Here is a 25,234-nt window from a genome sequence, read left to right as displayed (position 1 = left end):
ATTTTTGTATAACTAGTCTTCGTCGATATGGTATTCACTAAATCCCATTTGCAGTTCTTTAGTATTTATGCTCTTAGTACAACTACCGGCAGTTTCCTCACCACGATTGTCAAGGTAGCGCTCAAGCTTTCGCTTAACCCGCTGTAAAGCATTATCAATTGATTTAACATGTCGTTTAAGCTCAATAGCTATCTCTTGATACGACTTACCATCAAGATAGGCCATGAGTACCTTCCATTCAAGGTCGCTTAGAATCTGCCCCATCTTTTCTTCGATATCGATAAACTCTTCCCGGCTGATTACAAGTTCCTCCGGATCGGTAATTTTAGAGCCTGACAGCACATCTAATAGGGTACGGTCAGAATCTTCATCATATATCGGCTTATTTAATGAAACATATGAGTTCAAAGGAATATGCTTTTGCCTGGTCGCTGTCTTTATAGCCGTAATAATCTGCCTGGTTACGCATAACTCCGCGAAAGCTCTAAAAGACGAGAGTTTATCGTTCCGAAAATCCCTGATCGCTTTATATAATCCAATCATGCCTTCTTGAATGATATCCTCACGGTCGGCACCAATTAAAAAATATGATCTGGCTTTAGCTCGAACGAAGTTGCGGTACTTGTTAATAAGATAATCCAGTGCGACTGTATTGTTGTTATCTTTGGCATCAGCAACTATTTCTTCATCAGTCATATTCTCAAAAGAACTGTACAGTGCGCATTGAGTATTAACCCGCATCGCATCTCCCCCACTTTCCAAATTACACTAAGAAAAAGAAAATGCACTAAAAGCTAATTAGTGCCTAAAAAATAACGGGTACATGCTTCATTCAAGCAAATTATACCCTACCCCCCTTTACTTAGTCAAGCCCAACTTCTTTCCTAACGTCCGCGCCGGAGGTCGTCCAAGCGTTTAGCGACCTCACTGTTTAAGCGGTTTCCCAGTTCATGACGCCGAGATTTCAAGGCCGACTCGGCAAACCTTTCCTGTACTAGTTTGTTAACCCGTTTCACATCGCAGATTAGTTCCCGCGCTGGAATCCGAAAAGCCCCCGCCCCCAATATTACCAGCTGTTCAGCCCAATCAGACGTCACCACATAGACCCTCTCACCCTGGCGAACCAGGTTGTAGGCTGTTCTTTCAATATAACTATCAGCAGTCTCACCTTCACCGGTAAAAACTACATTTACGTCATTATAAATATGCTGCTCGGTGACAGCCCCGGACACACCATGCGCATCAAAAACGATCAAAACATTATAACCATGATATGAACCATAGTTAGCCATAATATCTATTAGCTTATCGCGGGAATGTTCAAGATCATTAAGCACCATAAGCTCAGGCCAGGCGTTTATAACATTATACCCGTCAACAAGCAGGGCTTCTTTGTCTTTACCCATATTGCGCTCTCCCATTCTTCAATCAGTACTTCATTTATTAACAGCAAACGGCGGCAATTTGTTGCCAACCTTAATTATGGTATTGTCAGGCAGATAGCGATCCTTTGACAATACTTCCCGTCTTATTTCCTGGCCGCCCTGACGAACTACTCTGATAGTTGTTATCTCATAGCCAGGTTTCCCTTGCTTGTCCACTTTTGTTTCACCTAAAAACAAGGTAGCATCTGGCTGTTTGACAACGGCCGGGGGAATAACCTGTTTGTTGGCCGATAATATTTCGATACTTTCCGGCAGGCGGGTTTGGCCAAATATACCCACATGCAATTTATTACCCTCAACCTCAGCCATTACCATGATAGGCTTATCAGTATTATTGGAGAATTTAAAGTCAAGCGCGCCATAAACAACAGTGGCGTCGCGTCCGAGCGGGACATAACCAAGCGGCTTGGAATGATTATAGCGCTCAATAACATTTAGGTTAGCCAAGAGTACGGCATTATAAATGGTTGAAGATACTTGGCAGACTCCCCCGCCAATGCCTGGAACCAGTTCACCGTCGACAAATTCCATAGCTTCCTTAAACCCATAGTCTTTTTCCCGCGGCCCAACTATTTCATTAAAGGAAAAAGTCTCGCCAGGATAAACTATATGCCCGTTAATTTTCCATGCAGCTAGTTTTATATTTGCCGTTCGATTACTTTCCTTGGTATTAAAAGCAGTTGTATAACTGCCGAGAAGTTCCTTAATTCCCGTTCGCGCTACATCATTTACCGTTATGGACGGATAAACGAGCGTTACCGGCAGGGGAACATTATTAACCTCAGGCCGTTTAAGCGCCTGTAAAACAAGAGGGCGAAGACCTTCTATATCAAGTTTCCGGCCTTGTTCCTGGGGAATTATACCGCCAGTAACAATACTGAGAGCTGCGTTCTTAGCCGGTCGGTCAATTTCATCACGCCATACATCTACCAAATTATCCAATTTACTCTCATTATAGCTGACACGCAGGGGGATGCGATACCCCTGATTAAGCGCTGCGTGAATATTTTTTATCCGTTCAAGGAGTGTACCGCGTCTGCCGACTCCCCACACTTCCTCAAGGGTACCATCAACATCGATGGTAAATTCAATACTCTGCGCGTCAACTTTAAAAATTGTATCGCCATAGTAAACGGTAATTTGCTTATTCTGCTGCTGCTTATTCCAAACAGCCAGAATTTGTTTAACTTCTTCTTTGCCCCGACCGCCAAGTTCTACTCCTTCTAAGGCTACCCCAGCGTATACTCTGTCCCCAAAAAGCGGCTTCGTTAAAGCATAACCGCCCGTCAGAGATGCTAGTATCGCTAAGGCTGCCACGGTACGCAGCCACCGTTTGTTCACCTAGTCTTCAGCTCCCGTTGCCTCAAGATTTCGTACAATAATAGTGAACATGCTACTGAAGCGTTTAATGAGTTTATCTGGCCTCTCATTGGAATTCGCACTATAAAGTCGCATTGCTCCTTAATGAGCCGCCCCATACCTTTTCCTTCACTGCCAATTATTACAGCGACTGGACCTGTCAAATCGGTATCATAATACTCTTTTGCGCCATCCATATCAGCACCGACAATCCATAAACCGGCAGCCTTGAGCTGCTTAATTGTCTGAGTGATATTGCCGATTCTGGCAATCGGCACATATTCAACAGCACCGGCCGAGGTTTTAGCCACCGTAGCCGAAATCGGACAGCTTCGGCGTTTTGGCAGAAGAACGCCATGTACACCGGCAGCATCAGCACTGCGCAGTATAGCACCAACATTATGGGGATCTTCCAATTCATCAAGGATTACAATAAACGGCGGCTCATTTTTGGCAGCCGCTGCTGCTAAAATATCTTCAACTTCAACGTAGGTGATAGGCGCCACCATAGCTACTATACCCTGATGCCGGCTATTGCCGGCCAGTTCGTCAAGTTTTGCCGAGTCGACTTCTTGCACTACCAATCCAAGCTCGCGCGCCTCACCGATGAGCGTTTTTACCGAGCCCTGGCGCTGCCCCTTTGCCACAAATAATTTATTTATTGACCGCCCGCTCTTTAAGGCTTCTGCCACACTATTGCGGCCTATGATAATCTCACTAGATTCTGCCATATAATATCCTCCTCGCCGCTCTCGCGGCATTTTATCTTTTCCATTATTTATGTTAATTATGTATAGGGAGTTACTTTTGGCATTGCCCCAAAAAGTAACAAAAAAAGTCTAGGCCCAGTCTTCCAGAAAAGGCCATTAAAGCACCATGGTTTATGTACGAAAAAGCATAGTTTTGTTATTCTCGTTTTTTCGTACCCTTATCGACCCTTAAGGCAGCGGTCGGTCCCGAAGGGATGGATTTTGGTGCTTTTGTATCAAGACAAAAGCACGGGCTTCACAATAGCCGTCTCTCCAAACCACGCTATGTGGCGAATGGAAAGAGTTTAGAAAAAGACTTGGCCTAGCCAAGTCTTATCTTTTCATTCTCGCCAACCGCCCGCAGGTCAGTTCCCCTTCACCGCAGTACCCTGAAGTCACGCAGGTTGGGCCGGCTTTTTCGAATAGCAGCGGCGCTACCTTTCTAACTTCGGCCAGCATTAACTCGGCCATTTTGCGGATTTCCCATTGCGCCCGCGTACAGCAGCGCAAGGAAAAAAAGTTCAGCAAGGCGCGGGCATTCATTGTTACGACAATTTTAGTCTCTGTTGCGTTAGCCAGGCAGTACCGGGCATCTTCTTTATGGACACCGAGTTCGACCAACTCATCATAGGTGGCTCTGATATTATCCATCAGCGCCTCAAACTTTTCCTTAGCCGCAGGATTTGCCGCGACTGTAGGCGGCAGGATATATTCAAAATCATGCTCGCTTACATAACGCTGTGATTGCTGGGAATATGATGCAATCCGGTGACGAACCAGTTGATGGGTAAGCACCCGCGATACGCCTTCAATTGCAAAGGTAAAACTTGCATGTTCTAGAGTCGAACTATGACCCATGTCGACAATTTTAGTTACTAATTTTTCGACCTGCGCATCTGACATTTTTTCAACAAGCTGTTCCGCTCCCACCGGCGAATAACATAGCCTCGCCGACATAGCCACTGCCCGCTGGGGTTCAGGAGTGTGGCTTATTAATTTTACCTTCATTCTATTCACCGCTATTCTTGTTTAGATTTGTCATTTCCCGGGAAATAATCACGAAAGCCTTCTCAGCAATTTCCGACATTCGGTCATAATTTCCGTTTAAATACAAATAGCCCAGCATAGCCTCAAAGCCGGTACTATACCGGTATTCACTTACTGTAGCACTCTTAGGTACATTAGATTTGGCATTACGGCCGCGTCTTACGACGGCCAATTCCTCTTCCGTCAGCATTTGTTCCAGTTCCCGGTAAGCTACAGCCTGCATAGCAGCCGAAACAATTTTTGCATCATAAGTATGTAATACCCGCACTTTATTTTGCTCATATGAAAGCAGTCTTGTCCGCACATACAGCGTAAAAAAAGCATCACCCACATAAGCCAAAACCAGCGCCGGTAATTGGTTTGGTTCGATTTTGCTGTATTTAGCAGGCGGAGCGCCGTCGACGGCGCCCGCGCCAAACATATTCTGCTTTAGAAACTGGAAGTGTTCAAAATTCATCGCTTTTTCCACCTAGCGCCTTGCGGCGAGTCTTCTATGACAATACCGGCGGCGCCTAAACTGTCCCGGATTTTATCAGCTGTAGCCCAATCTTTCTTTTTGCGAGCCTCCTGCCGAATATCAATTATGATATCCATTAACTGATTGACCAGCATATCAGCCCCATCCAGTTTTCCCTGACGTTCATTCACCAGCAGGCCCAATACCTCAGCCATACCATAATATATATCACGCGCTTCGCCGACAGCAGCAGGGTCGTACGGAACTTTACCGGCTGCCGCTGCGCCATGATAAATATTTATTTCCTTCGCTAAGCCAAACATAACACTGATGGCCAAAGCAGTATTAAAATCGTCGTCCATTGCCGCATTAAAATCAATCTCAGCTCTTTCGGCAGCTGCTCTAAGTGCGGCTGATTCTGCACTTGCTTCACCGCTAGGCAGCGCTTCTAACGACCGCATGTTATCAATTGCATTCTTGAGACGTTCAAGGCTGCGCCCCGCCTCAGTAAGCCGTTCATCGCTGAAATCCAGCGGGCTGCGGTAGTGTGTAGCCAAGATAAAGAACCGGAGCACCTCGGGCGGATAATGCGCTAAGATATCTTTCACCAGGAAGAAATTTCCTAACGATTTACTCATCTTCTCTTCATTGACAGTGATAAACCCATTATGCAACCAATATCTGACAAACGGCTCTTTACCGGTATAGGCTTCGGACTGAGCAATTTCATTCTCATGGTGGGGGAAAATTAAATCACTGCCGCCCCCATGAAAATCAAAACTATTTCCCAAATACTTAAGTGACATTGCCGAACATTCAATATGCCAGCCCGGCCGTCCCTTACCCCACGGACTATCCCATGACGGTTCGCCAGGCTTAGCACTTTTCCATAAGGCAAAATCCATCGGGTGATTTTTACGATCATCGACGTCCACCCTGGCACCGGCTTTCATATCGTCTAAACTGCGGCCGCTAAGTTTACCATAGCCTTCAAATTTGGCAACCGAGTAATAAACATCGCCGTCTACTACATATGCGAACCCTTTATCAACCAGCTTTTGGACCATCTCAATTATCTCGTTCATATGCCCGGATACTGTGGGATATATATCTGCCCGTTTGACATTGAGCTTATCCATAACCTCATAATATGATGCTATATACCGGTTAGCGATTACGTCCCAGCTCACATTCTCGGCATTCGCTGTATTAATTATTTTATCGTCAACGTCAGTGAAGTTCTGAACATGCAGTACTTTATAACCGCGTTTTTCAAGATATCTCTTGATAACATCCCAAGTGATGAATGGACGGGCGTTCCCGATATGCGGATGATTATAAGGCGTTACACCGCAGACATACATTTTGACTTTGCCCGGCTCTACTGGGGTAAATTCTTCTTTTTGCTTTGTTAACGTGTTATATACTTTTAAGGTCAATCTTTATTCAACTCCTTTTCTAATTCTTCCACGCGTTTTTCTAGTCTAGTCATATTACGCTGAATACACATCATCATTTCTGCCATCGGATCAGGAAGATCATTGTGTTCTAGATCAATTTCGGAGGATGCACTGCCAACCTTTTTTCCATTATGCCATACTATTTTACCCGGAATACCGACAACGGTCGAATTAGGCGGGACTTCCTTGAGGACGACTGACCCTGCCCCAATTTTAGAGCCGTCGCCAACTTTAAAAGAGCCAAGCACTTTTGCACCGCTGGCTACTACAACATTATTACCGATCGTCGGATGCCGCTTACCTTTTTCCTTGCCGGTACCGCCGAGAGTCACCCCTTGATACAAGGTAACATTATCGCCTAGTTCTGCTGTTTCACCAATAACAACGCCTGTACCATGATCAATAAATAGTCCTTCACCAATTTTTGCCCCAGGGTGAATTTCTATCCCGGTCAAAAATCGGCCCAAATTGGATATCATCCGCGGCAGAATTATCCAGCCCCGTTTATAAAGATAGTGGGAAATACGATGCAGCCAGATAGCATGAAGCCCAGGATAACAGAGTAGCACCTCAAATACGCTTCTTGCCGCCGGATCGCGTTCAAAGATAACTTTTAAGTCTTTTTTAATACGGTCAAACATCACCTGCAAACCTCCATCTTCACGCTGATTAATGCGGAATATAAAAAACCACCATCTCCAATACAGAGACGGTGGTCCGTGGTTCCACTCTGCTAGCGCATCTTTCAATACGCCGCTTTACTGCACGGTAACGGGTGCCACCGGGACGACCTACAGTATTCACAGTCAGCCGTCAGCTCATGGGTGCATTTGGGCGCTTCTTATCCCGGTATTGCTTACAGCCGGTGGCAATACCTCTCTGAAGGGTAGGTTAACGCTTACTTCTCCCAATCATTGCATTATCATTTATATATATGCATTATATTAACAGTACGTTACCCTGTCAATTACAATTTGCTTAAGATTAATTCAACCCGTTTCAAAACTCGCTCGCGGCCGATAAGCGGAATTATCTTATCAAGGTCAGGCCCATGCATCTTTCCGGTTATCGCTACGCGGATCGGCATGAAAACCTTTTTGCCGCCTAGTTTAAGCTCTTTGGTAATGCTCTTAAGCAATGCTTTTATTTCGGGGGCGTCGACAGTGTCAAGCGCCTCCAGTTTAGTGCGGAAAGCCGCCATTACGTTTGGTATGTCAGCGTCACGCAGGATTTCGCGAGCTTCATCAGTCTCAAATTCGACATTGTCATTAAAGAATATATCAATATGGTCAACGATTTGCGCCGCATAGCTGATATATTCCTGCAAAACAGCAACTACTTTAACCAGCCAAGCCCATTGTTCGGTTGAAAGCTCATCAATATAGCCGGCTGTTTTTAGATGCGGAAGAGCCAGTTCAGTAATGAGTTCCGGGGCGGCCTGTTTGGTATAATGCGCATTAATCCAATTAAGCTTATCGAGATCGAACACAGCAGGATTTTTGGCTACACGATCCATAGAGAACTGCTCAACAAGCTCCTCAAGCGAAAAGATTTCTTGTTCTGAGTTCGGAGCCCAGCCCAAAAGTGCCAGGAAGTTGACGATAGCCTCCGGCAGGTAGCCTAATTTGCGATATTGCTCAACTGAGGTTGCGCCATGGCGCTTACTCATTTTAGTGCGATCCTTACCCAAAATAAGCGATATATGACCAAACTTAGGCAGTTCAAATCCCAGCGCTTCATAAAGCAGAATTTGCCGCGGGGTATTGGACAAATGTTCCTCGGCTCGAATAACATGAGTAATATGCATAAGGGCATCATCAAGGACAACCGCGTAATTATAGACCGGAATTCCATCTGATTTGACGATAACAAAGTCACCGACGCCATTGGAATCAAAACTTACTGTGCCGCGAACCATATCGGTAAAGATAATCGGCTTATTGGGAGGAACGTGGAACCGCACGACTGGTTTGCGGCCTTCAGCTACAAGGCGTGCTTTGTCTTCCTCCGTCAAATTGCGGCAGCGTCCCGAATAGCATGGAGTTTCGCCTTTAGCCATCTGAGCCTGCCGTTCTGCTTCAATTTCTTCTTCAGTACAATAGCAGTGATAAGCCTTTCCGCTTTCGAGTAATTGATGGGTATATTTACGATAAATATCAAGCCGTTCAGTCTGACGGTAAGGACCATAAGGACCATAAGGACCTTCAACGTCAACCCCTTCGTCCCATGTTATGCCAAGCCACCGCAGGGCTTCTTTAATATTTTCTTCGGATTCTTTGCTTGAGCGTTCCCGGTCAGTGTCTTCAATTCTAAGAATAAGTTTGCCGCCATGCTTTTTAGCGAGCAGCCAGTTAAACAGCGCCGAGCGAGCGCCACCAATATGAAAAGGTCCGGTTGGACTGGGCGCAAACCGTACCCGAAGTTCTTGTTGTGACATATGTAAAGATACCTCCATGAAGTTTTGCAGTTTATTCTAATTTTAGCAGATTGTCCTGAGTTGTGCAAAAGTGAAATTAAGTAGAAATATAAAACGCCAAAAAAGGCACTTAGCTTTCGCCGCAGGGAAGTTCCCACTGGACCAAAAGCTAAGCGCCTTTTTTCACTGAACCTTTAACAGAAACAGACCCTTAACAATATCCGGCGTAATGAAAGTCGTGTTAGCCTGACTGCCCGTCGACACAGGCTGGGCTCCATCGGCTAATATGGTTAAACGCCATACAACACGATCATTATACCAAAACTCAGTACTGGTTGCCCCGTCATTCTGACGAACAATGTTTATATTAACCTTAAATTCAGCAGCAAGAGCTTGATTCGGCCATAGGATCAATACAGCAGCGGCTAAGACCAAAATTAACCGGCGCATCGCCACCCCTCCTATTGTTAAAACGACTTACGGTGCCATTAAAAATATTATAATAATTTCAATTTTTTATTGAATACTTATAATATGTGTAGATGCGCTCTATTTATTCAACTGTTTCTGTAATGCAGCTTTTATATAAATGAGTTAAATCTTGATGATAGTTGCTATAGCATAAGCTGAAATGCCTTGACCCTGACCGACAAAACCTAAGCCCTCAGTTGTGGTAGCTTTGACATTTACTTGATTGTCTGAGACTTCCAATGTCTTGGCAATATTTTTATTCATTTGGGGAATATAGGCGGCTAGTTTGGGTTTTTGCGCAACAATTGTGGCGTCGATATTATTGACTGCATAACCATGGTCAGCGATGATTTCCTTAACTCTAGCCAGCAGCATCAGGCTTGACGCTCCTTTGTACTGCTGATCACTATCTGGAAAGTGCCGACCAATATCGCCAAGCGCCGCGGCTCCCAATAACGCGTCTTTAATGGCATGGAGCAGCACATCAGCGTCAGAATGGCCTTCAAGACCAAGCTGATACTCAATCTCTACACCACCTAATATTAACTTGCGGTTCTCGACTAAGCGGTGCACATCGTAACCTATACCTGCCCTCGTCATATGCCGTTACCTCCTTGTTTTAACAGCGCCTCGGCTATTATTAGGTCCTCCGGCGTAGTAATTTTAATATTATTATAGCTGCCTTGTACAATTTTGACTTTAACACCCAGTCGTTCTACTAAGCTAGCATCGTCAGTACCCAAATAACCATCTCGGGCAGCGTTTGTATATGCCTGTTGCAGCAGCTCGGTAGCAAAAGCCTGAGGCGTCTGAATTGCCCATAAAGTGTGACGGGGTGGTGTCGCAGTTATAAAGCCTTCAGTATCAACTGTCTTTATCGTATCTTTTACAGGAACAGCAACACCGGCAGCACGATATTGCCAGGCAGCTGCAATAACGTTTCGAATTGTTTCCAACTCGATTAGCGGGCGCGCTCCGTCGTGAACTAAGGTAATTTCGCAATCGTTATCAACAACGGCAAGCGCATTGGCGATCGAATACTGCCGCTCACTTCCCCCGGCAACGACTTTCCAGGGTTTTATAATATCAGCATTAGCTAATAATTCTTTGACCTCCGCCGCCTCGTCAGGCCCGGTCACAATCACAAGCTTGTCAATCTCCTCGCATTGTGAAAACTTTTTGACAGTGTGTACAAGCACCGGACAATGAGAAAGAGGGATAAAAACTTTGTTTATCCCTCTGCCCATACGTTTACCTCGACCGGCGGCAGCGATTATGGCTGTCACCTTCATACTTCACACTCCACGGTCGCCGCTAAAGGCCCATCAGCGTCGTTACTCCTGCGAGCACTTACTTCGACGTACTTCCAGTACGCCTGCGTTCGTGTTCTCGTCACGCCTAGCATCTAGACCTTTATCAACAACCTTCGTTTTTTTAATAATGATAGCTTTGAATTTCACTAAACGGGGCTACGCCCCTCGTTCAATAGCTTTCGGTTTGGCAAATATCATCCGACCGGCAGCCGTCTGAAGCACAGATGTCACCAGAACACCGACTGTTTCACCGATATGCTTCTTGCCTCCGTCAACGACAATCATTGTGCCGTCATCCAAATAAGCAACGCCTTGGCCTAATTCTTTGCCGTCTTTAACGACATGAACCGTCATTTCTTCACCTGGTAATACGACCGGTTTTACAGCATTGGACAGCTCATTGATATTCAGAACTGAAACGCCCTGCAACTCGGCAACTTTATTAAGATTATAGTCATTAGTGATAATCTTAGCATTGAGTTTCTGGCCGAGTTTAACAAGTTTAGAATCAACTTCAGCGATATCATCAAAATCCTGGTTATCGATTTTGACGTAAAGTCCCAGTTCTTTTTGCATACGATTAAGAATATCCAGGCCACGGCGGCCGCGATTACGTTTTAGCAAATCTGAAGAATCAGCAATGTGCTGAAGTTCTTCGAGGACAAAAACCGGTATCAGCAGCGTGCCTTCAATAAAACCGCTTTTACAGATATCTGCAATTCGTCCGTCAATAATCACACTTGTATCAAGAAGTTTGTACTGATAGTTGTTGGCACCTTGTTTGTCTTTAGGCCGATCTTTACCGACAAACGGTAATGATCCGAATAGATGAAATAATTCGTCACGTTTTCGAATAGCGATATTTATACCTAGATATCCAAGTATAATACTAATTACTCCCGGAATATAACTTCCAACAATCGGAACAGGCAAAAAAGCCGATCCTAAAAGATTAGCAATTATTAGGCCGATAGCAAGACCAATAGCTCCCGCCAGTACGTCATTAACTGGCATTTTGTTGAGCCTTGCCTCTATCCAGTAGGTAAAACGCCACAGGTGCTTGATTAAATACGGCGCAATTAAGAAACCAACGGCACCACCTACTACAGCGCTAAAGATGAATGACATGATAGTAGCTACCGTGCTGCCAAACATGCCCATCCGCAAAAATTCAGCATTTACCGCAGTCGTAAGAAAACGACTAATCCATTCAGTTAGCATTAAACCAGCAACACCTGACAGGGCAGTGATAACAAAACGTAGAATTTTGTCGAGCAAAACTTCACCTCCCCTCACTACGCATTAATTATAATAAAGTTTTGCGTTTACCACAAGCGTATATAAATTCGCCAAAATGTGGAAACAGGTTTATTTTACCCCTTTGGTAACAAAAAAATACGTCAGTTTCCTGGCGTATTTCCTTGAAGTAGACCATTAACCCAATCTTCAACCCTGCTGGCATCCTTGCCGCAAGCTAATACCAACTCACTTACCATGATGTGTTTAGCAGTATCTAATAACCGCCGTTCACCGGTGGAAAGTTTTTTAGCGTGATCTTGCTGCATAAGATTTCGCACGACTTCTGCGACCTCATAAATACTGCCGCTTTTTATTTTGGCCAGATTCATGTTAAATCGGCGGTTCCAATTAGCATTAACCTGGTCAGGTTCAGACTTTAGGATATCAGCAACTTTTTCTACTTCAGTATCTCCTATAACTTCTCGTAGTCCAACATTATTAACATTGTGCAACGGAATCATAACCTTCATTCCGCCATACGGTATACTCAAAATATAATACTGCTGACGCTGACCCAGCACTTCATGTTCCTCGATAGCCTCAATAACTCCGGCTCCATGCATCGGATATACGACCTTATCCCCAACTGTCAACATTCGCAGCACCTCCTACTATCAAGATTATAGCATAAAGGCACCTTTTTGTCAAAATTTAATATTCTAGCATAGCATTATGTTATTGTCAATAAAACATTTTCGCATTTTTTAGCATCTTTCAATCTCAGTTGTTACGGTATGTCAAAACTCATCCCTTAAAGTTCACTTTAATCCTGAATAGTGATTGACAATAATAAACATCTGTCTATATAATTAACTCAAAGTGAGGTGTCACGCAAATGCAAGAGAAAAGTTGCCAGGATTTCCAGTCCGCTGTTGACGATTACTTGATTCGTCATCGCAGTGCTCTCGATGTGCTGACCAAGTACCAGGAGGCTTCCGCCCGCGTTAACCGTGCTTTTGCCAAAGCAGTAACTGAATGCGGTTGTGTACAGATAAACGCCAGTCGTCAGCAAGTGCCTGCCGATGCCGAATTTAGTGACCTGAAAAACTTTATGTCTTCCCACTTATCAGGTGAGCCTTGTGACAACTGTAAAGAGGTATTAAATAAAGAATTAGGGCATAGCATATTTTATTTAGCTGCTCTTTGCAATATGTCTGGTTTGAATCTTTTTCAGGTGATTAATGATGAATATAAGAAAGTCACTACATTAGGACTCTATCATTTATTATAATTTTTCAAGCACGGTCTGAACGACCGTGCTTTTTTTGTCACCAGAATTATAAGTCTAAAATTCTGGTGACAAAAGCGCAAGCCGGGGTTTCTAAATTTCTGCCGGGATTGTCAGGAATGACTAAGCCGTTTATATCGTTACATAAATACCAGGTGCATCGGATATGATAAAAACATCATACAGTATTGAGGTGTCGCCATGCCTTGGCTATTATCGTTTGCACTGGCCTTTTTATTCATTATCCAACCCTGCCCTATAGCCTATTCAGCCGAGCCATATGACAGTTCAGAACATACGGGTTACGTCACTATTATTGACGAGCATGGCGCTATTATAATGCAGACAGGACTCAATATCAGTCCTGGCGATGAATTTATCAACGAAGATAATCGCGTCTACCAAATTCTCACTGTCGACAACAATCTAGCCAGAGCCCGCTTTATACGGGATGATTTAAGTCTAGGTATAGAACCTGAGGCACTTCCAGCGCAAGCACAGGTAGTGCAGGGAATCGCCCAAGCCCCTGTCGATAGCCCTGTCAAAATAGCAATCTACCATACTCATACCGATGAAAGTTATATCCCAACAGACGGTAAGTCGAATATGGCCGGCAAGGGTAGTATTATGCAAGTTGGAAGTGCCTTTGCGGAACGGCTTCAGCAGCTTGGCTACAGCACCAACCACAGCAAAACCCTTCATGATCCGCACGATGCTAATGCCTACCATCGTTCACGCCGTACCTTCACTAAGTTGCTTAAGGAACAGCCTGCAGCCTTATTTGACCTCCATCGTGACAGTGCACCGCTTAGCGTTTATAAAACGACAATCAATGGTCAAGATACCGCTCGGCTACTGCTTGTCGTTGGCCGGCAAAATCAAAACCATAATACAACCTTGAATTATGCAAGACAATTAAAAAGGCAGGCTGACAAGCAGTACAAAGGCTTAGTCCGAGGAATATTTATCGCTCGCGGGAACTACAATCAGGATTTAAATCCGCGAGCCATGCTAGTAGAAGTCGGTACGCAATTTAATACCCGCGCCGCTGCTGAGCGCGGTATAACGCTTTTTGCTGATGTCCTCCCTAGCCTGATAGCGCCTAATCGGAACGGAGCAGCCCAAGCCGGTCCTGTTGCCGGTCAATCTCCCGACCAAGGTTCCGGGCAAAGTACTGCTCAAGCTGCCGGACAAGCTGCTGCCGAGTCTTCTCCGCCACAGGTTAGAAGCTATCTGACTGATATTGTTCTAACACTGGCAGCATTAGTTGCAGGTATACTTGCTTACTTGTATCTTAGCACTGGCAGTTGGGAGGAAGTAAAAAACAAGCTGAAAAAATTCCGCAAGTATGAATTTACCAATTTCTTCGGCCGACGTAAAAAGTAAAACATTACAATACCTCTAGAACAGGCTGATAAAGGGGTTGTGCTGTATTATGGTGCTCAAGCGCCGTACCCTACTAATTACCGGTATTATTACCTTATTCTTAATAATCGCTGCGCTGGCATTTCTGCACTTGCTACCTATGAATATCTTTTCAGTGCAGCAAAAGCCAGAGCAAGCCCCTCAAAAGGTATATGACTACTATCTAATCATTGATGAGCAGACTAATCAAACTATAATGTATGTGCCGCTCGTCGTCAGCATTGGCGATGAAGTTATCTCAGAAGAAAATAAGTATTACGAGATTGTCCGGATCGAAGAAAACCGGGCCTACGCCAGGTTCATTAAACACATCGAGATAGATAAATATCAGCCAAAAGCCAATTCACCGTAATTTTTATGCTAAAAGCGACGGTCCATCAGCGCTTGCTCCCGCAGACGCCGTAGGCCGTCTTTTATTGTTTTGGCCCGTACTTCGCCGATGCCTTCAACATCGTCCAGTTCGGCAATTGACGCATTATAAATATTTTTAAGCGTTTTAAAGTGCATAACAAGATTTTCAATTACCGGTACCGGCAGTCTTGGGATAAGCTGCAGTATCCGATAGCCCCTTGCTGCAATCGGAACGTCAATGGCATTTGCGGTAACACCATATCCCAGTAGCCTGCAGACCGTATAGGGGTCAAGTGAATCTTCCGGCAGTTCTGCCAGCTGCTCACGCACTTCAAGATACATTTCCGGATCACTGCTTAAACAGTAATCTTTAACCAGAAGCTGAACCTCATCTTTATCAGGAGTCAGTTCTTCCAGTTGCATACTTATAAGCCGCCCCTCCCGCCCCAATTCGATAACATCGCGGGAAATATCGCGGGTGATACGTCTGGCTTGCTCGGCTCTGATAATAAGCGCGGCAACGTCCGAAAGTGATACCAAATCATCAAACTCAAGCGCCGTCAGCGTACCAAGTCCGGCAACAAGCACTGAGCGATATTTTTCCAGCGTCTGCAGCGCCTGATTTGCGCGGTTAATGATCACTGTAATATCCTTCAACGTATAACGCAGGTTCCCCAAATATAAAGTAATAAGATTGCGCCGCTGCGAAATTGCAATAACAAGCGCTCCCGTTTGTTTGGCTACCCGTTCAGCCGTCCGGTGCCGTGTGCCGGTTTCTTTTGTTATGATAGCCGAATTAGGCACCAGTTGAGCGTTCGCACATAATACGCGCGTGGCGTCGTTTGATAATACAATAGCGCCATCCATTTTAGCAAGCTCATAAAACCCAGCAGGCGTATAATCGCAATTCAGGGCAAAACCGCCGTCAACAAGTTCCATAACAGCTGGATTATTACAAATCAACACTAAGGCACCCATTTTTGCCCGCAGGATATTCTCAAGTCCTTCTCTTAACAGTGTTCCAGGCGCAACTGATTTTATCGTATTTATAAATCTCTCGTCCCACAATTTCTCCTCACGGGTTTAAATCATATAAAAACTGCCTCCATTGCCTCAACGACACTGCTTACTCCTACAATATCAAGCCCGCGCTGACGAATTTTCAGACCTGCTAAATTACCGGCAGGGATTATAAACTTTTTAAAACCTAAAGTGGCCGCCTCACTGATACGCATATCAATACGCGGTACCATTCTTACTTCGCCGGTTAAACCCACTTCACCCATCACAACAGTATGAGCGTCAATCGGTATATTGCGAAAACTTGATGCAACTGCCAAGGTTACCGCCAAATCAGCTGCCGGTTCTACTATTTTAATTCCCCCCACTGCATTAACATAAGCATCCTGATTGCCAAGCATCAGCCCCACCCGTTTTTCGAGTACGGCCATCAATAGAATTAGTCGGTTATAGTCGAAACCGGCCGCCATGCGGCGCGGCATACCAAAACAGGTTGTGCTGACCAGTGCCTGAATTTCAATTAAGAGCGGTCTAACACCTTCAAGATAAGCAAGCACTACTGAACCCGGCGTATTTTGAGGCCGCTCAGTTAAAAGCAGCGCTGAAGGATTCTGCACCTCAGCCAGGCCAGTTTCCTCCATCGAGAAAATACCGCTCTCATTTGTTGAACCAAACCGGTTCTTTATTGCCCTCAGTACCCGAAATGAATAACTTCGTTCACCTTCAAAATAAAGAACAACGTCCACCATATGTTCAAGTAACCGCGGCCCGGCAATATTACCTTCTTTAGTTACATGACCGATAATCGCAATTGGGATGTTACTTTCTTTTGCCAAGCGCAAAAGCTTACCGGTTGATTCCCGAACCTGACCTACAGTTCCGGGTGCGCTAGCCACATCCGAACTATACATTGTTTGAATAGAATCGATTATCACTAACGCTGGCTTCAAATTAGCCGTTTCTATGGCAATGATATCAAGATTAGTTTCAGTCATAATCAAAAGATTATCATTTAGTTTATCCAACCGCTCTGCCCGCATTCTTGTCTGGGCGGCAGATTCTTCGCCCGATACATAAAGAACAGTACCATACCTTTGACTTACCCCTGCCGCGACCTGCAGGAGCAGCGTCGATTTTCCGATTCCAGGGTCACCCCCGATGAGCATTAGCGCACCCGGTACAATGCCCCCCCCTAAAACTCGGTCAAACTCGTCCACTCCAGTCGCTCGTCGTGGTAATGCAGTAGTATCAACTGCAGTAATTGGGCAAGGTTTAATTGAAGCGCGCGTTACTACTGACTTATTATCCGCTTTGACCACAGGCTCCTCAACCATACAGTTCCACATATTGCAGCTTGGGCATTTACCCAGCCACTTAGGCGAATCATAACCGCATTCCTGACAAACAAATTTTAACTTTAGCTTCGACAATTGATAACTGCACCTCACCATATTAAAAAAGCACCCTACAATCAGTAGCGCACTGACCTGTAGAGTGCTTTCGTTAAATATTAGGATTTTCCTGCCAATTTATCTGAAGTTATTAGTAATCTATTTTTTTGTGAATAAAAGTTTACCCTGCTCGTCGGCGTCGACCACTACAGTGTCGCCAGTGCCTGCTTCCCTGCTTAACATCATCTCGGCTATGCTGTCCTCGACCATTTTTTGAATAGCCCGCCGCAAAGGCCTTGCACCGTATGCATAATCGCGCCCTTCTTTAAGCAGCTCAGCTATAGCTTTTTCAGTGACCTCAAGCTCAATATCGCTATTAGCCAACCGCTTTTCTACATCTTTGAGCATAATGTCTACGATTTGCGTAAGCTCAGTATCATTTAGACTGGAAAAGACGATTAATTCGTCAACACGATTAACAAATTCAGGCCGGAAAGTCCGCTTAACCTCCTCCATAACCCGTTCTTTTGCAGCCTCGGCATTGTCACTCTTAGTGTCGGCCAAGAAGCCCATAGCTGAGGTTTCTTTGCGAAGATGCTGAGCACCAACATTTGACGTCATAATAATTACGGTATTTTTAAAGTCAACTGTCCGCCCCTGGCTGTCAGTAAGCCGGCCGTCTTCAAGGACTTGAAGCAGGATGTTAAAGACGTCGTAATGCGCCTTTTCAATCTCATCAAGCAGAATTACCGAGTAAGGCTTGCGCCGAACAGCATCGGTTAACTGACCGCCCTCATCATAACCTACATAACCTGGAGGCGCGCCCACCAAGCGCGATACTGTATGCTTCTCCATATACTCTGACATATCAAGTCTAATCATATTGGCTTCGTCACCAAATAAAGCTTCCGCTAAGGCTCGCGCCAACTCGGTTTTGCCTACGCCGGTCGGTCCCAGGAATATAAACGATCCAATTGGCCGCTTGGGATCTTTTAGGCCGGCACGCGCCCTCCTAATCGCCCTCGCTACGGCTTTTACAGCGTCTTGCTGCCCAACTACCCGCTCATGAAGAACATCTTCCAACTTAAGCAGACGGTCAGCTTCCTCTTCAGCTAACTTCTTAACCGGGATTCCGGTCCAGGTAGCAACAACATGAGCAATATCCTCATCAGTTACTACCGTCCGCTCGCCAGTCTGACGTCGTGCCTGCTGTTTAGACTCAAGTTCCTCGCGAAGCCGTTGCTCTTCGTCGCGCAGTTTTGCGGCCTGTTCAAATTCTTGACCGTTAATAGCAGCCTCTTTCTCTGTCCTGATTTTTTCTAAACGCTTCTCGATATCAGTTACATCGGGCGGAGTTGAAAAGGCGCTTAAGCGGGCACGTGACGCCGCTTCATCCATAAGGTCAATTGCTTTGTCCGGCAGAAACCGGTCGCTGATGTAGCGATGCGAAAGCTGTACCGCAGCCGTAATAGCTTCATCAGTTATTTGGACTCCATGGAAGGCTTCATATTTATCACGAATACCGCGCAAAATTGCGATAGCATCCTCGACTGTCGGCTCACCGACCATTACCGGCTGGAACCTCCGTTCCAGGGCAGCGTCCTTTTCAATATATTTTTTATACTCATTAAGGGTTGTTGCACCGATTGTCTGGAGCTCACCGCGCGCTAAAGCAGGCTTTAAGATATTGGCGGCATCAATAGCGCCTTCAGCCGCCCCTGCGCCAATCAAAGTGTGAAGTTCATCGAGAAACAAAATTACATTACCGGCTTGGCGGATTTCATCCATAATTTTTTTTAGCCGTTCTTCAAATTCACCCCGGTATTTAGCGCCGGCCACAATGCCGGCCATATTCAGCGAGATTACTCGTTTGCCGCGCAAAATCTCAGGCACCCTGTTATCAATAATCCGCTGAGCCAGTCCTTCAGCTACCGCTGTTTTACCTACACCGGGCTCACCGATAAGTACAGGGTTATTTTTGGTACGGCGGCTAAGTATCTGAAGAACCCGCTCAATTTCTTGCTCACGGCCGATAACAGGGTCAATCTTGCCAGCTTGGGCTAGTTTGTTAAGATCGCGCCCATACTGATCAAGCATCGGCGTACTCCCGCTAGCCTGTTGGTGCTGACCGGAAGCAGGCTGAGGTGTACTGCCGCCCTGCATTGCAAATCCGCCCAATAGTTCAATAACCCGTTGCCGCACAGCATTAATATCTGCGCCAAGACTGGCGAGAACTTGAGCTGCCACCCCCTCACCTTCGCGAATAAGTCCTAGGATAATATGCTCAGTGCCTACATAGTTGTGACCTAAACTCCGCGCCTCATCCATTGCCAGTTCAATAACCTTTTTAGCCCGTGGTGTATATGCTACCTGCTGCCCAGTAGACTGGCCGCGTCCAATTATTTGTTCTACTCTGCTACGTACAGCCTCGAGACTTATATTCAACGAATTCAGGGCTTTGGCGGCCACTCCTTCTCCCTCATGAATAAGCCCTAGCAACAGGTGCTCTGTACCAATATAATCATGACCTAATTTACCTGCTTCCTGCTGGGCCAGGATTAGTACTTTTGTTGCTCTTTCTGTAAATCTACTAAACATTAACGTCCCTCCTTAACATGTTTTATAGTCTCACGAATTACCTGCGCTCTCAATTTATCACGCTCAGTTTCGGAAATGCCGTTTCTGGCGGCAAATTTTAGTAAATAATTTGGTCTAGTGGTAACCAGTAGTTCATTGAAAATTGTCGCGGGAACTTCATCGACTATCTTAAGATCGATGCCCAGCCGCACCTCACTTATGAGTGATAGAGCCTCCTGCCCGCTCATACTTCGCGCGTAACTAAGCGTTCCGTATGCCCGCCACAGCCTATCAGCAAGCGTTTGCGATGAATGCCGCAGCAAATATGCTCTAGCTGTCCGCTCCTGATCGACAATCTGCTGGGCAACGCTTTTCAGATTATCTATTATGCCTTGTTCGGTATAGCCTAATGTTAATTGATTTGAAATTTGAAAAATATTACCCGCGGCTTCCGTACCCTCGCCATATAAACCGCGAATAGCCAGCCCAAGCTGGGTAGAAGCATTAATAATCCTATTTATCTGCCGAGTAATAACCAATGCCGGTAAATGGACCATAACAGAAGCCCTTAGCCCAGTGCCTAAATTAGTTGGACACGCTGTTAAATAACCCATTTGTTCGTTAAAAGCAATATCATGCTTGGCTTCAATTGTGTCATCTATTTGGTTAGCCAAAGCCAGGGCGTCTACTAAATTAAGACCGGATCTCATACATTGGATACGAAGATGATCTTCTTCATTAATCATTATACTAACAGCCGCATCATCCCGGACAATGAGCGCCCGATGTTCAGGGTGCTCAACATAGTACGGGCTGACAATGTGTTTTTCTACTAAAACATTTCGTTCTAAAACTGAAAGCTGATCCATCTTAATATACATATAGTTGTGGCTATCGGCCGTCCTCAGTACATTTACTGTACTCTTCAGTTGATCGGCCACCTTAGCCAATTGTTCGCCGGCAGCCCGATTAGGAAATGGCAGGCTGCATAAATTGCGGGCCAGGCGTATGCGGCTTGATAATGCGATATCAGCCTCAGCACCGCTGCCGCTCATCCATGGCACCGCCGGCTGGTCAAGCAACTCATCAAAAGACATACTTCTTACCCCCTATTTTTCTCTATTCAGCTGCTTTTCAAGAACACGAATTTGATCACGCAGTTTTGCAGCCTCTTCATATTCTTCCCTTGCTACGAAATGTTCGAGTTCTTGCCGCATCTTTTTGAGCTGCTGTTTTACAGCAATTTTTCCTCCGCTGCGTTTAGGCACTTTCCCAGTATGAGCACTAGAGCCATGAATTCGTCTAAGCAATGGCACTAACCGTTCACCGAAAGTAGCATAGCACACATTGCAGCCGATTTTACCGTTTCGGCTGAAATCACGATAAGTCATACTGCATTGCGGGCAGGCTATCTCGCTTTGCACCTGGCCGCCGTCGCCATATACAGTATTAAAAATCCCTTTTAGGAAGTCATGGACCGAAAAGTTATCATCAAATGAAATCTTCATTTCACCATGTTCAGAAGCACACTGCTCACATAAATGCTTTTCAACCTTTTGATTATTTACGATTTTAGTAATATGCATACACGCCGGACGTTTTCTACACTCATCACACAACACCAAGCATCCCTCCTTTTTACAGATAAGCTAACGAAGACAATAATTCTTTCATCATAGTGGCACGTTTAGCCGGCTCCACTTCCTTGAAAATCAGACCGTAGAAATTGACTAACAACCTTGCCTCCCTAATTGTCAAAAAGCCATATTTATTCAAATGTCTTGTAATATATTTAATCTCTTCTATAGTAGTTGTTTCCGAAATTTGTTCAGCCGCGTCTTCAAAGATAATATTTTGCAGGGGGATACGCGCAATCCGAATAAATCCACCCGAGCCGCGGCGTGATTCGACAATAAATCCTCGATCTACAGTAAACCGGGTACTAAGCACATAGCTAACTTGTGAAGGAGCACAATCAATTTCTTCGGCAATTTCATTCCGCTGGAGGATCACTATATCATCATTTCCGTTCGTCATCTTACTTAAAATAAATTGTTCAATAATATCAGCTAAATTACCCAAAACATCACCACCATTTAGTTTGACCTTTTGACTTTAGAATTATTATATTTGACATTTTGACTTTTTGCAATAGCTTTGCCACTAAATTAGTAAAAAAATTCCGGTATTATTAATTATTGTTTCACCCTTTGGTAAACGATATGTGTAAGGGAAAATAAAAAGGAGCTATATAGCTCCTTTTGTTTCCTACATTAAATTTGGTGCCTTAGCAAGTGTTTGGCGGGCCTCCGCCACTATTGTCTCAATAATAACTGCGGCAGGCTCAATTTTCTTTAAAGGAATAAGACTTTGCCCAGCCAAAACCATACCGTTCTCAACATCACCGTCAATTGCAGCCAAACGGTTTGTTCCGGCAGCTAATTGATTAAGTTCTTCTTGCGGTGTGCATTGTTTTTCTAAAGCTAGGAATTTCTCAGTAAACTTGTTCTTAAGTCCGCGGACGCCATGTCCGGAAACCTGTCCTGTTACAACAGAATCGGTATCTACAGCTTCAATCAGTTTTTGTTTAACATTCGGGTGTATAGAGCATTCTTCCGCTATCATAAATCTGGTTCCGAACTGGACACCAGCCGCACCCATGATAAGAGCTGCTGCAAGACCGCGCCCATCAGCAAAGCCACCGGCTACAATGACCGGAATGTCAACTGCTGGCACCACTTGGGTCATATGCGCCATGGTCGTTATAACACCAATATGCCCCCCGGCTTCCATACCTTCGACCACCAAAGCATCTGCACCGCTGTCTTGAACCCGTTTGGCTAGCTTTGCATTTGGCACAACAGGAATAACCTTTACGCCGGCAGCCTTAAACTTAGGGATGTAAGGCACTGGGTTTCCAGCCCCTAATGTAACAAAGCTGACATTTTCTTCACATATAAGCTCAACAATCTCGTCCTTATTGGGAGCCATAAGTTGAACGTTTACGCCAAAAGGCTTATTGGTAAGTGCTTTAGCACGGCGAATTTCATCCCTAACCCATTCGGTAGTTCGGCCGCCTGCTGCTATGATACCAGCCCCACCGGCTTCAGATACGGCTGCAGCCAGATTAGCGTCCGACACCCAAGCCATACCGCCTTGTATAATTGGATATTGAATTCCTAATAGCTCAGTTAGTTTAGTAGCCATAACCTATCTCCTTTACATTAATTATGTCCCTTGGAAAAATTCACTAAAATCAGCAATATTCCTGCTGATTTAGTGAACTATATCTATTATTAGCAATAATTTTATTTCCATTTTTCATTTTGCTCTTTACAATCGGGGCCAAGCGATTTATAATGAAAAACTGTATAATACACATAAAAAGCGGCGTAATACTACTAATCCTTCCGGGAAATCACGCTTTTCGTTAGAAAAGTCCTGAATTTTAAACTTTTTTGAGGAAAAGTATACGCCTCAGAATAATTGAACTGGAAAAGGGGCGATGTGTGATGAAAATAATTGGCAAACATATTACTGTAGACATGTACGGCTGTAGTTTCGAAAGCCTTGACAATATGGATTTTGTCAAGAATGCTATGTTAACTGCTGTCAACGAAGCTCAAATGACACTTCTCGATTTTACTTCCCACAAATTCGAACCGCAAGGTCTGACTGCGTTAGCTTTACTTGCTGAAAGTCATATGAGTATTCACACATACCCGGAATTAGGGTATGCAGCTGTTGACGTTTTTACTTGCGGAGATCATAGTCGTCCTGATAAGGCAGTATCAATTCTTAAAGACTTTTTAAAGCCTACCAAAGTAAAGACAACTAATATCAGACGCGGTGACTTCGGCTCTGTAACCGATATGAAGCCTAAAATCAAAGTCAGCGCAACCCCAATGCGTCGTGTGCGCGATACCGGCTCAAAAATGCTGCGCCTGTTATCTCCTTCTAAATAAGCATAATGTTTAATATACCGGCTGAAATATCAGCCGGTATTATTCTATTCAGTTGCAGTTATATACTATCACTTTTTTTCAAATGCAGCATTAGCTTCATCTGAAGCTTAGCCGAACTTATCCAGGACTTGTGCTAAGACTTTACTTAAGAAGCTAGGGAGTCTTATAGCGTCTTGGCCATAAGATAACCGTCGACTACTACCTCAATTTCACCGGTCTTAGGGTTAAACATTAGGCCATGTATTGGTACATCAATTGGAATTAAGGGATTGTTTCTAATTTTGTCAACAACATGCTCGACATTATCCCAAGGGTGGTGAAAAGTATCTATCCAGGCCTCCAGTTCGTCTTCTACCATCTTAATAGCCTCAGGTGCTATGCCTCTAGCAAGCATCTTCTCAACAACGCCTTGTGACGTGCTGTGAGCCACACCACAGTCATAGTGGCCGATAACCATTACTTCCTTAACGTCCAATTCAAAAATCCCAACTATCAAGCTTCGAATCGTCGCCTCAAATGGCCCAGTAACAGAATTGCCAGCATTTTTTATTACCTTAGCCTCTCCGCGCTTAATTCCGAGTGCCGGTTCGAGAAAATCTACTAATCTGGTATCCATACATGTAAAAATGGCAAGATGTTTATTAGGCTTTTTGCTGTCTTCTTCCGCATCATCATATGCCTGTGGAAGGTTATCCACAAAAGAGCGGTTAGCTTTAAGTACTTGTTCTAAAGTTGTCATATTGCCTCCTATTAATAGTCATTACCGCCTTTAGCCGCAGAATATATTGCTGCATTTATAATAATCCAAAAGTTACTGCTAACCACGCCGTAGTCAATAGCCCGGTATTATTCTATTGAAACACCATCATACTGTGTAATGAGGATTGGCGCTAAGTAGCATACATCAATAATATGCGATGTAACTTATTTTATATGATTAGAAAATGTCCCACAAGCGTAATATTACAAATTTAAATTATTTTTTTAAAATAGTAAAGCACTCGCTCTGTAAAAGAACGAGTGCTTTTTTCTAACCGGCAACTTCCTATCCTCCCACCGTACGCCTAGCCTTCCATAGCGCGCCCGGTACTAGGCCCGTCTAGGGCCGTCGCAGGGCGTTTCTAGCCAAGTTAGCTTAAGCTAATTCATTTAGTTTACATCAATGGCACTTTTCTGCGACACGCAGGCTAAAGTTCAAAGACACGAAGTGTCTTCCATAGGCGTTTACGAGCTTAAGCAGCGAAACGGAATCTTTGATTCC

Annotated in this window: 26 protein-coding genes and 1 other annotated feature; of the genes, 4 read left to right on the top strand and 22 right to left on the bottom strand. The window is 44.7% G+C overall.

All coding sequences use genetic code 11. The annotated features are described in order from the left end of the window. Window positions 1–12 precede the first annotated feature (12 nt). The 14 genes from sigH to GX348_06780 form a co-directional block, all read right to left on the bottom strand. Window positions 13–741: an RNA polymerase sporulation sigma factor SigH gene (sigH, locus tag GX348_06845; GenBank protein NLP41906.1), complete on the bottom strand. Its 729-nt coding sequence runs from the start codon at window positions 739–741 to the stop codon at window positions 13–15. A gap of 143 nt (window positions 742–884) precedes the next feature. Continuing rightward, window positions 885–1,406 (bottom strand): NYN domain-containing protein, encoded by a 522-nt coding sequence (locus tag GX348_06840; protein NLP41905.1) that lies wholly within the window; start codon window positions 1,404–1,406, stop codon window positions 885–887. Window positions 1,407–1,436: 30 nt separating this feature from the next. Then, window positions 1,437–2,786, bottom strand: coding sequence for a vanomycin resistance protein VanB (locus GX348_06835; protein NLP41904.1), 1,350 nt, complete (start codon window positions 2,784–2,786; stop codon window positions 1,437–1,439). Beyond that, window positions 2,783–3,535 (bottom strand): 23S rRNA (guanosine(2251)-2'-O)-methyltransferase RlmB, encoded by a 753-nt coding sequence (rlmB, locus tag GX348_06830; protein ID NLP41903.1) that lies wholly within the window; start codon window positions 3,533–3,535, stop codon window positions 2,783–2,785. The genes GX348_06835 and rlmB overlap by 4 nt, the downstream gene beginning before the upstream one ends. Window positions 3,536–3,886: 351 nt before the next feature. Then, window positions 3,887–4,561, bottom strand: a complete 675-nt coding sequence (locus GX348_06825) for an FAD-dependent thymidylate synthase (GenBank protein NLP41902.1) — start codon at window positions 4,559–4,561, stop codon at window positions 3,887–3,889. Between the two features lies 1 nt (window position 4,562). After that, window positions 4,563–5,057 carry a ribonuclease III gene (locus GX348_06820; protein NLP41901.1) on the bottom strand — a complete coding sequence of 165 codons (495 nt, stop codon included), beginning with the start codon at window positions 5,055–5,057 and terminating at the stop codon, window positions 4,563–4,565. Beyond that, on the bottom strand, window positions 5,054–6,496 hold the full coding sequence (locus tag GX348_06815) for a cysteine--tRNA ligase (GenBank protein NLP41900.1): 1,443 nt from the start codon (window positions 6,494–6,496) through the stop codon (window positions 5,054–5,056). Before GX348_06815 ends, GX348_06820 begins: the two co-directional genes overlap by 4 nt. Next, window positions 6,493–7,158 (bottom strand): serine O-acetyltransferase, encoded by a 666-nt coding sequence (gene cysE / locus GX348_06810; protein NLP41899.1) that lies wholly within the window; start codon window positions 7,156–7,158, stop codon window positions 6,493–6,495. The genes GX348_06815 and cysE overlap by 4 nt, the downstream gene beginning before the upstream one ends. Window positions 7,159–7,219: 61 nt before the next feature. Next, window positions 7,220–7,441, bottom strand: a binding site (T-box leader). 43 nt (window positions 7,442–7,484) lie between these two features. Continuing rightward, on the bottom strand, window positions 7,485–8,954 hold the full coding sequence (locus tag GX348_06805) for a glutamate--tRNA ligase (protein ID NLP41898.1): 1,470 nt from the start codon (window positions 8,952–8,954) through the stop codon (window positions 7,485–7,487). Window positions 8,955–9,116: 162 nt separating this feature from the next. Further along, window positions 9,117–9,383 carry a hypothetical protein gene (locus tag GX348_06800; GenBank protein ID NLP41897.1) on the bottom strand — a complete coding sequence of 89 codons (267 nt, stop codon included), beginning with the start codon at window positions 9,381–9,383 and terminating at the stop codon, window positions 9,117–9,119. Between the two features lie 144 nt (window positions 9,384–9,527). After that, window positions 9,528–10,004 carry a 2-C-methyl-D-erythritol 2,4-cyclodiphosphate synthase gene (locus tag GX348_06795; protein NLP41896.1) on the bottom strand — a complete coding sequence of 159 codons (477 nt, stop codon included), beginning with the start codon at window positions 10,002–10,004 and terminating at the stop codon, window positions 9,528–9,530. Continuing rightward, complete coding sequence (gene ispD / locus GX348_06790; protein NLP41895.1) at window positions 10,001–10,696, bottom strand: 2-C-methyl-D-erythritol 4-phosphate cytidylyltransferase; 696 nt, start codon at window positions 10,694–10,696, stop codon at window positions 10,001–10,003. Before ispD ends, GX348_06795 begins: the two co-directional genes overlap by 4 nt. 177 nt (window positions 10,697–10,873) lie before the next feature. Beyond that, window positions 10,874–11,938, bottom strand: a complete 1,065-nt coding sequence (locus GX348_06785; GenBank protein ID NLP41894.1) for a PIN/TRAM domain-containing protein — start codon at window positions 11,936–11,938, stop codon at window positions 10,874–10,876. 179 nt (window positions 11,939–12,117) lie between these two features. Next, entirely contained in the window at window positions 12,118–12,612 is a 495-nt protein-coding gene (locus tag GX348_06780; protein ID NLP41893.1) for a CarD family transcriptional regulator, read from the bottom strand. A 239-nt stretch (window positions 12,613–12,851) separates the two neighbouring features. Between GX348_06780 and GX348_06775 the strand changes: the two genes are divergently transcribed. The 3 genes from GX348_06775 to GX348_06765 all read left to right on the top strand — a co-directional run bounded on the left by GX348_06775 (window position 12,852) and on the right by GX348_06765 (window position 15,021). After that, window positions 12,852–13,247 carry a DUF1573 domain-containing protein gene (locus GX348_06775; GenBank protein ID NLP41892.1) on the top strand — a complete coding sequence of 132 codons (396 nt, stop codon included), beginning with the start codon at window positions 12,852–12,854 and terminating at the stop codon, window positions 13,245–13,247. 198 nt (window positions 13,248–13,445) lie between these two features. Beyond that, window positions 13,446–14,630, top strand: a complete 1,185-nt coding sequence (locus GX348_06770; protein ID NLP41891.1) for a stage II sporulation protein P — start codon at window positions 13,446–13,448, stop codon at window positions 14,628–14,630. 49 nt (window positions 14,631–14,679) lie between these two features. Next, a complete protein-coding gene (locus GX348_06765; GenBank protein ID NLP41890.1) occupies window positions 14,680–15,021 on the top strand; it encodes a stage II sporulation protein P in 342 nt (113 codons plus the stop codon). Between the two features lie 8 nt (window positions 15,022–15,029). On the opposite strand, the gene disA is transcribed toward GX348_06765, so the two are convergent. The 7 genes from disA to GX348_06730 form a co-directional block, all read right to left on the bottom strand. Then, the gene (gene disA / locus GX348_06760) at window positions 15,030–16,088 is read right to left on the bottom strand and encodes a DNA integrity scanning protein DisA (GenBank protein NLP41889.1); all 1,059 of its coding nucleotides are present in this window, start codon (window positions 16,086–16,088) and stop codon (window positions 15,030–15,032) included. Window positions 16,089–16,108: 20 nt separating this feature from the next. After that, entirely contained in the window at window positions 16,109–17,470 is a 1,362-nt protein-coding gene (gene radA, locus GX348_06755; GenBank protein NLP41888.1) for a DNA repair protein RadA, read from the bottom strand. Between the two features lie 120 nt (window positions 17,471–17,590). Then, on the bottom strand, window positions 17,591–20,029 hold the full coding sequence (locus GX348_06750) for an ATP-dependent Clp protease ATP-binding subunit (GenBank protein NLP41887.1): 2,439 nt from the start codon (window positions 20,027–20,029) through the stop codon (window positions 17,591–17,593). Beyond that, window positions 20,029–21,105 (bottom strand): protein arginine kinase, encoded by a 1,077-nt coding sequence (locus GX348_06745; protein NLP41886.1) that lies wholly within the window; start codon window positions 21,103–21,105, stop codon window positions 20,029–20,031. Before GX348_06745 ends, GX348_06750 begins: the two co-directional genes overlap by 1 nt. A 12-nt stretch (window positions 21,106–21,117) precedes the next feature. Further along, on the bottom strand, window positions 21,118–21,630 hold the full coding sequence (locus tag GX348_06740) for a hypothetical protein (protein NLP41885.1): 513 nt from the start codon (window positions 21,628–21,630) through the stop codon (window positions 21,118–21,120). A 16-nt stretch (window positions 21,631–21,646) separates the two neighbouring features. Beyond that, the gene (locus tag GX348_06735) at window positions 21,647–22,090 is read right to left on the bottom strand and encodes a CtsR family transcriptional regulator (GenBank protein NLP41884.1); all 444 of its coding nucleotides are present in this window, start codon (window positions 22,088–22,090) and stop codon (window positions 21,647–21,649) included. A 186-nt stretch (window positions 22,091–22,276) separates the two neighbouring features. Then, window positions 22,277–23,215 carry an enoyl-[acyl-carrier-protein] reductase FabK gene (locus tag GX348_06730; protein NLP41883.1) on the bottom strand — a complete coding sequence of 313 codons (939 nt, stop codon included), beginning with the start codon at window positions 23,213–23,215 and terminating at the stop codon, window positions 22,277–22,279. A gap of 305 nt (window positions 23,216–23,520) precedes the next feature. On the opposite strand from GX348_06730, the gene speD reads away from it, so the two are divergent. Then, window positions 23,521–23,973 carry an adenosylmethionine decarboxylase gene (gene speD, locus GX348_06725; GenBank protein NLP41882.1) on the top strand — a complete coding sequence of 151 codons (453 nt, stop codon included), beginning with the start codon at window positions 23,521–23,523 and terminating at the stop codon, window positions 23,971–23,973. A gap of 163 nt (window positions 23,974–24,136) precedes the next feature. Here speD and GX348_06720 read toward each other — a convergent pair whose 3' ends face one another. Continuing rightward, window positions 24,137–24,712 carry a carbonic anhydrase gene (locus GX348_06720; GenBank protein NLP41881.1) on the bottom strand — a complete coding sequence of 192 codons (576 nt, stop codon included), beginning with the start codon at window positions 24,710–24,712 and terminating at the stop codon, window positions 24,137–24,139. Between the last annotated feature and the right edge of the window lie 522 nt (window positions 24,713–25,234).

This window comes from Veillonellaceae bacterium (assembly GCA_012523975.1).
Lineage (GTDB): Bacteria > Bacillota > Negativicutes > JAAYSF01 > JAAYSF01 > JAAYSF01.
This window is presented reverse-complemented; position numbering and strand designations above follow the sequence as displayed.

Bases quoted from the DNA above. Each gene is read 5' to 3' on its own strand.
- sigH (NLP41906.1), bottom strand. From the start codon at position 741: ATGCGGGTTAATACTCAATGCGCACTGTACAGTTCTTTTGAGAATATG.
- GX348_06840 (NLP41905.1), bottom strand. From the start codon at position 1,406: ATGGGTAAAGACAAAGAAGCCCTGCTTGTTGACGGGTATAATGTTATA.
- rlmB (NLP41903.1), bottom strand. From the start codon at position 3,535: ATGGCAGAATCTAGTGAGATTATCATAGGCCGCAATAGTGTGGCAGAA.
- GX348_06825 (NLP41902.1), bottom strand. From the start codon at position 4,561: ATGAAGGTAAAATTAATAAGCCACACTCCTGAACCCCAGCGGGCAGTG.
- GX348_06820 (NLP41901.1), bottom strand. From the start codon at position 5,057: ATGAATTTTGAACACTTCCAGTTTCTAAAGCAGAATATGTTTGGCGCG.
- cysE (NLP41899.1), bottom strand. From the start codon at position 7,158: ATGTTTGACCGTATTAAAAAAGACTTAAAAGTTATCTTTGAACGCGAT.
- GX348_06805 (NLP41898.1), bottom strand. From the start codon at position 8,954: ATGTCACAACAAGAACTTCGGGTACGGTTTGCGCCCAGTCCAACCGGA.
- GX348_06800 (NLP41897.1), bottom strand. From the start codon at position 9,383: ATGCGCCGGTTAATTTTGGTCTTAGCCGCTGCTGTATTGATCCTATGG.
- GX348_06795 (NLP41896.1), bottom strand. From the start codon at position 10,004: ATGACGAGGGCAGGTATAGGTTACGATGTGCACCGCTTAGTCGAGAAC.
- ispD (NLP41895.1), bottom strand. From the start codon at position 10,696: ATGAAGGTGACAGCCATAATCGCTGCCGCCGGTCGAGGTAAACGTATG.
- GX348_06785 (NLP41894.1), bottom strand. From the start codon at position 11,938: ATGCTAACTGAATGGATTAGTCGTTTTCTTACGACTGCGGTAAATGCT.
- GX348_06780 (NLP41893.1), bottom strand. From the start codon at position 12,612: ATGTTGACAGTTGGGGATAAGGTCGTATATCCGATGCATGGAGCCGGA.
- GX348_06775 (NLP41892.1), top strand. From the start codon at position 12,852: ATGCAAGAGAAAAGTTGCCAGGATTTCCAGTCCGCTGTTGACGATTAC.
- GX348_06770 (NLP41891.1), top strand. From the start codon at position 13,446: ATGCCTTGGCTATTATCGTTTGCACTGGCCTTTTTATTCATTATCCAA.
- GX348_06765 (NLP41890.1), top strand. From the start codon at position 14,680: ATGGTGCTCAAGCGCCGTACCCTACTAATTACCGGTATTATTACCTTA.
- GX348_06750 (NLP41887.1), bottom strand. From the start codon at position 20,029: ATGTTTAGTAGATTTACAGAAAGAGCAACAAAAGTACTAATCCTGGCC.
- GX348_06745 (NLP41886.1), bottom strand. From the start codon at position 21,105: ATGTCTTTTGATGAGTTGCTTGACCAGCCGGCGGTGCCATGGATGAGC.
- GX348_06730 (NLP41883.1), bottom strand. From the start codon at position 23,215: ATGGCTACTAAACTAACTGAGCTATTAGGAATTCAATATCCAATTATA.
- speD (NLP41882.1), top strand. From the start codon at position 23,521: ATGAAAATAATTGGCAAACATATTACTGTAGACATGTACGGCTGTAGT.
- GX348_06720 (NLP41881.1), bottom strand. From the start codon at position 24,712: ATGACAACTTTAGAACAAGTACTTAAAGCTAACCGCTCTTTTGTGGAT.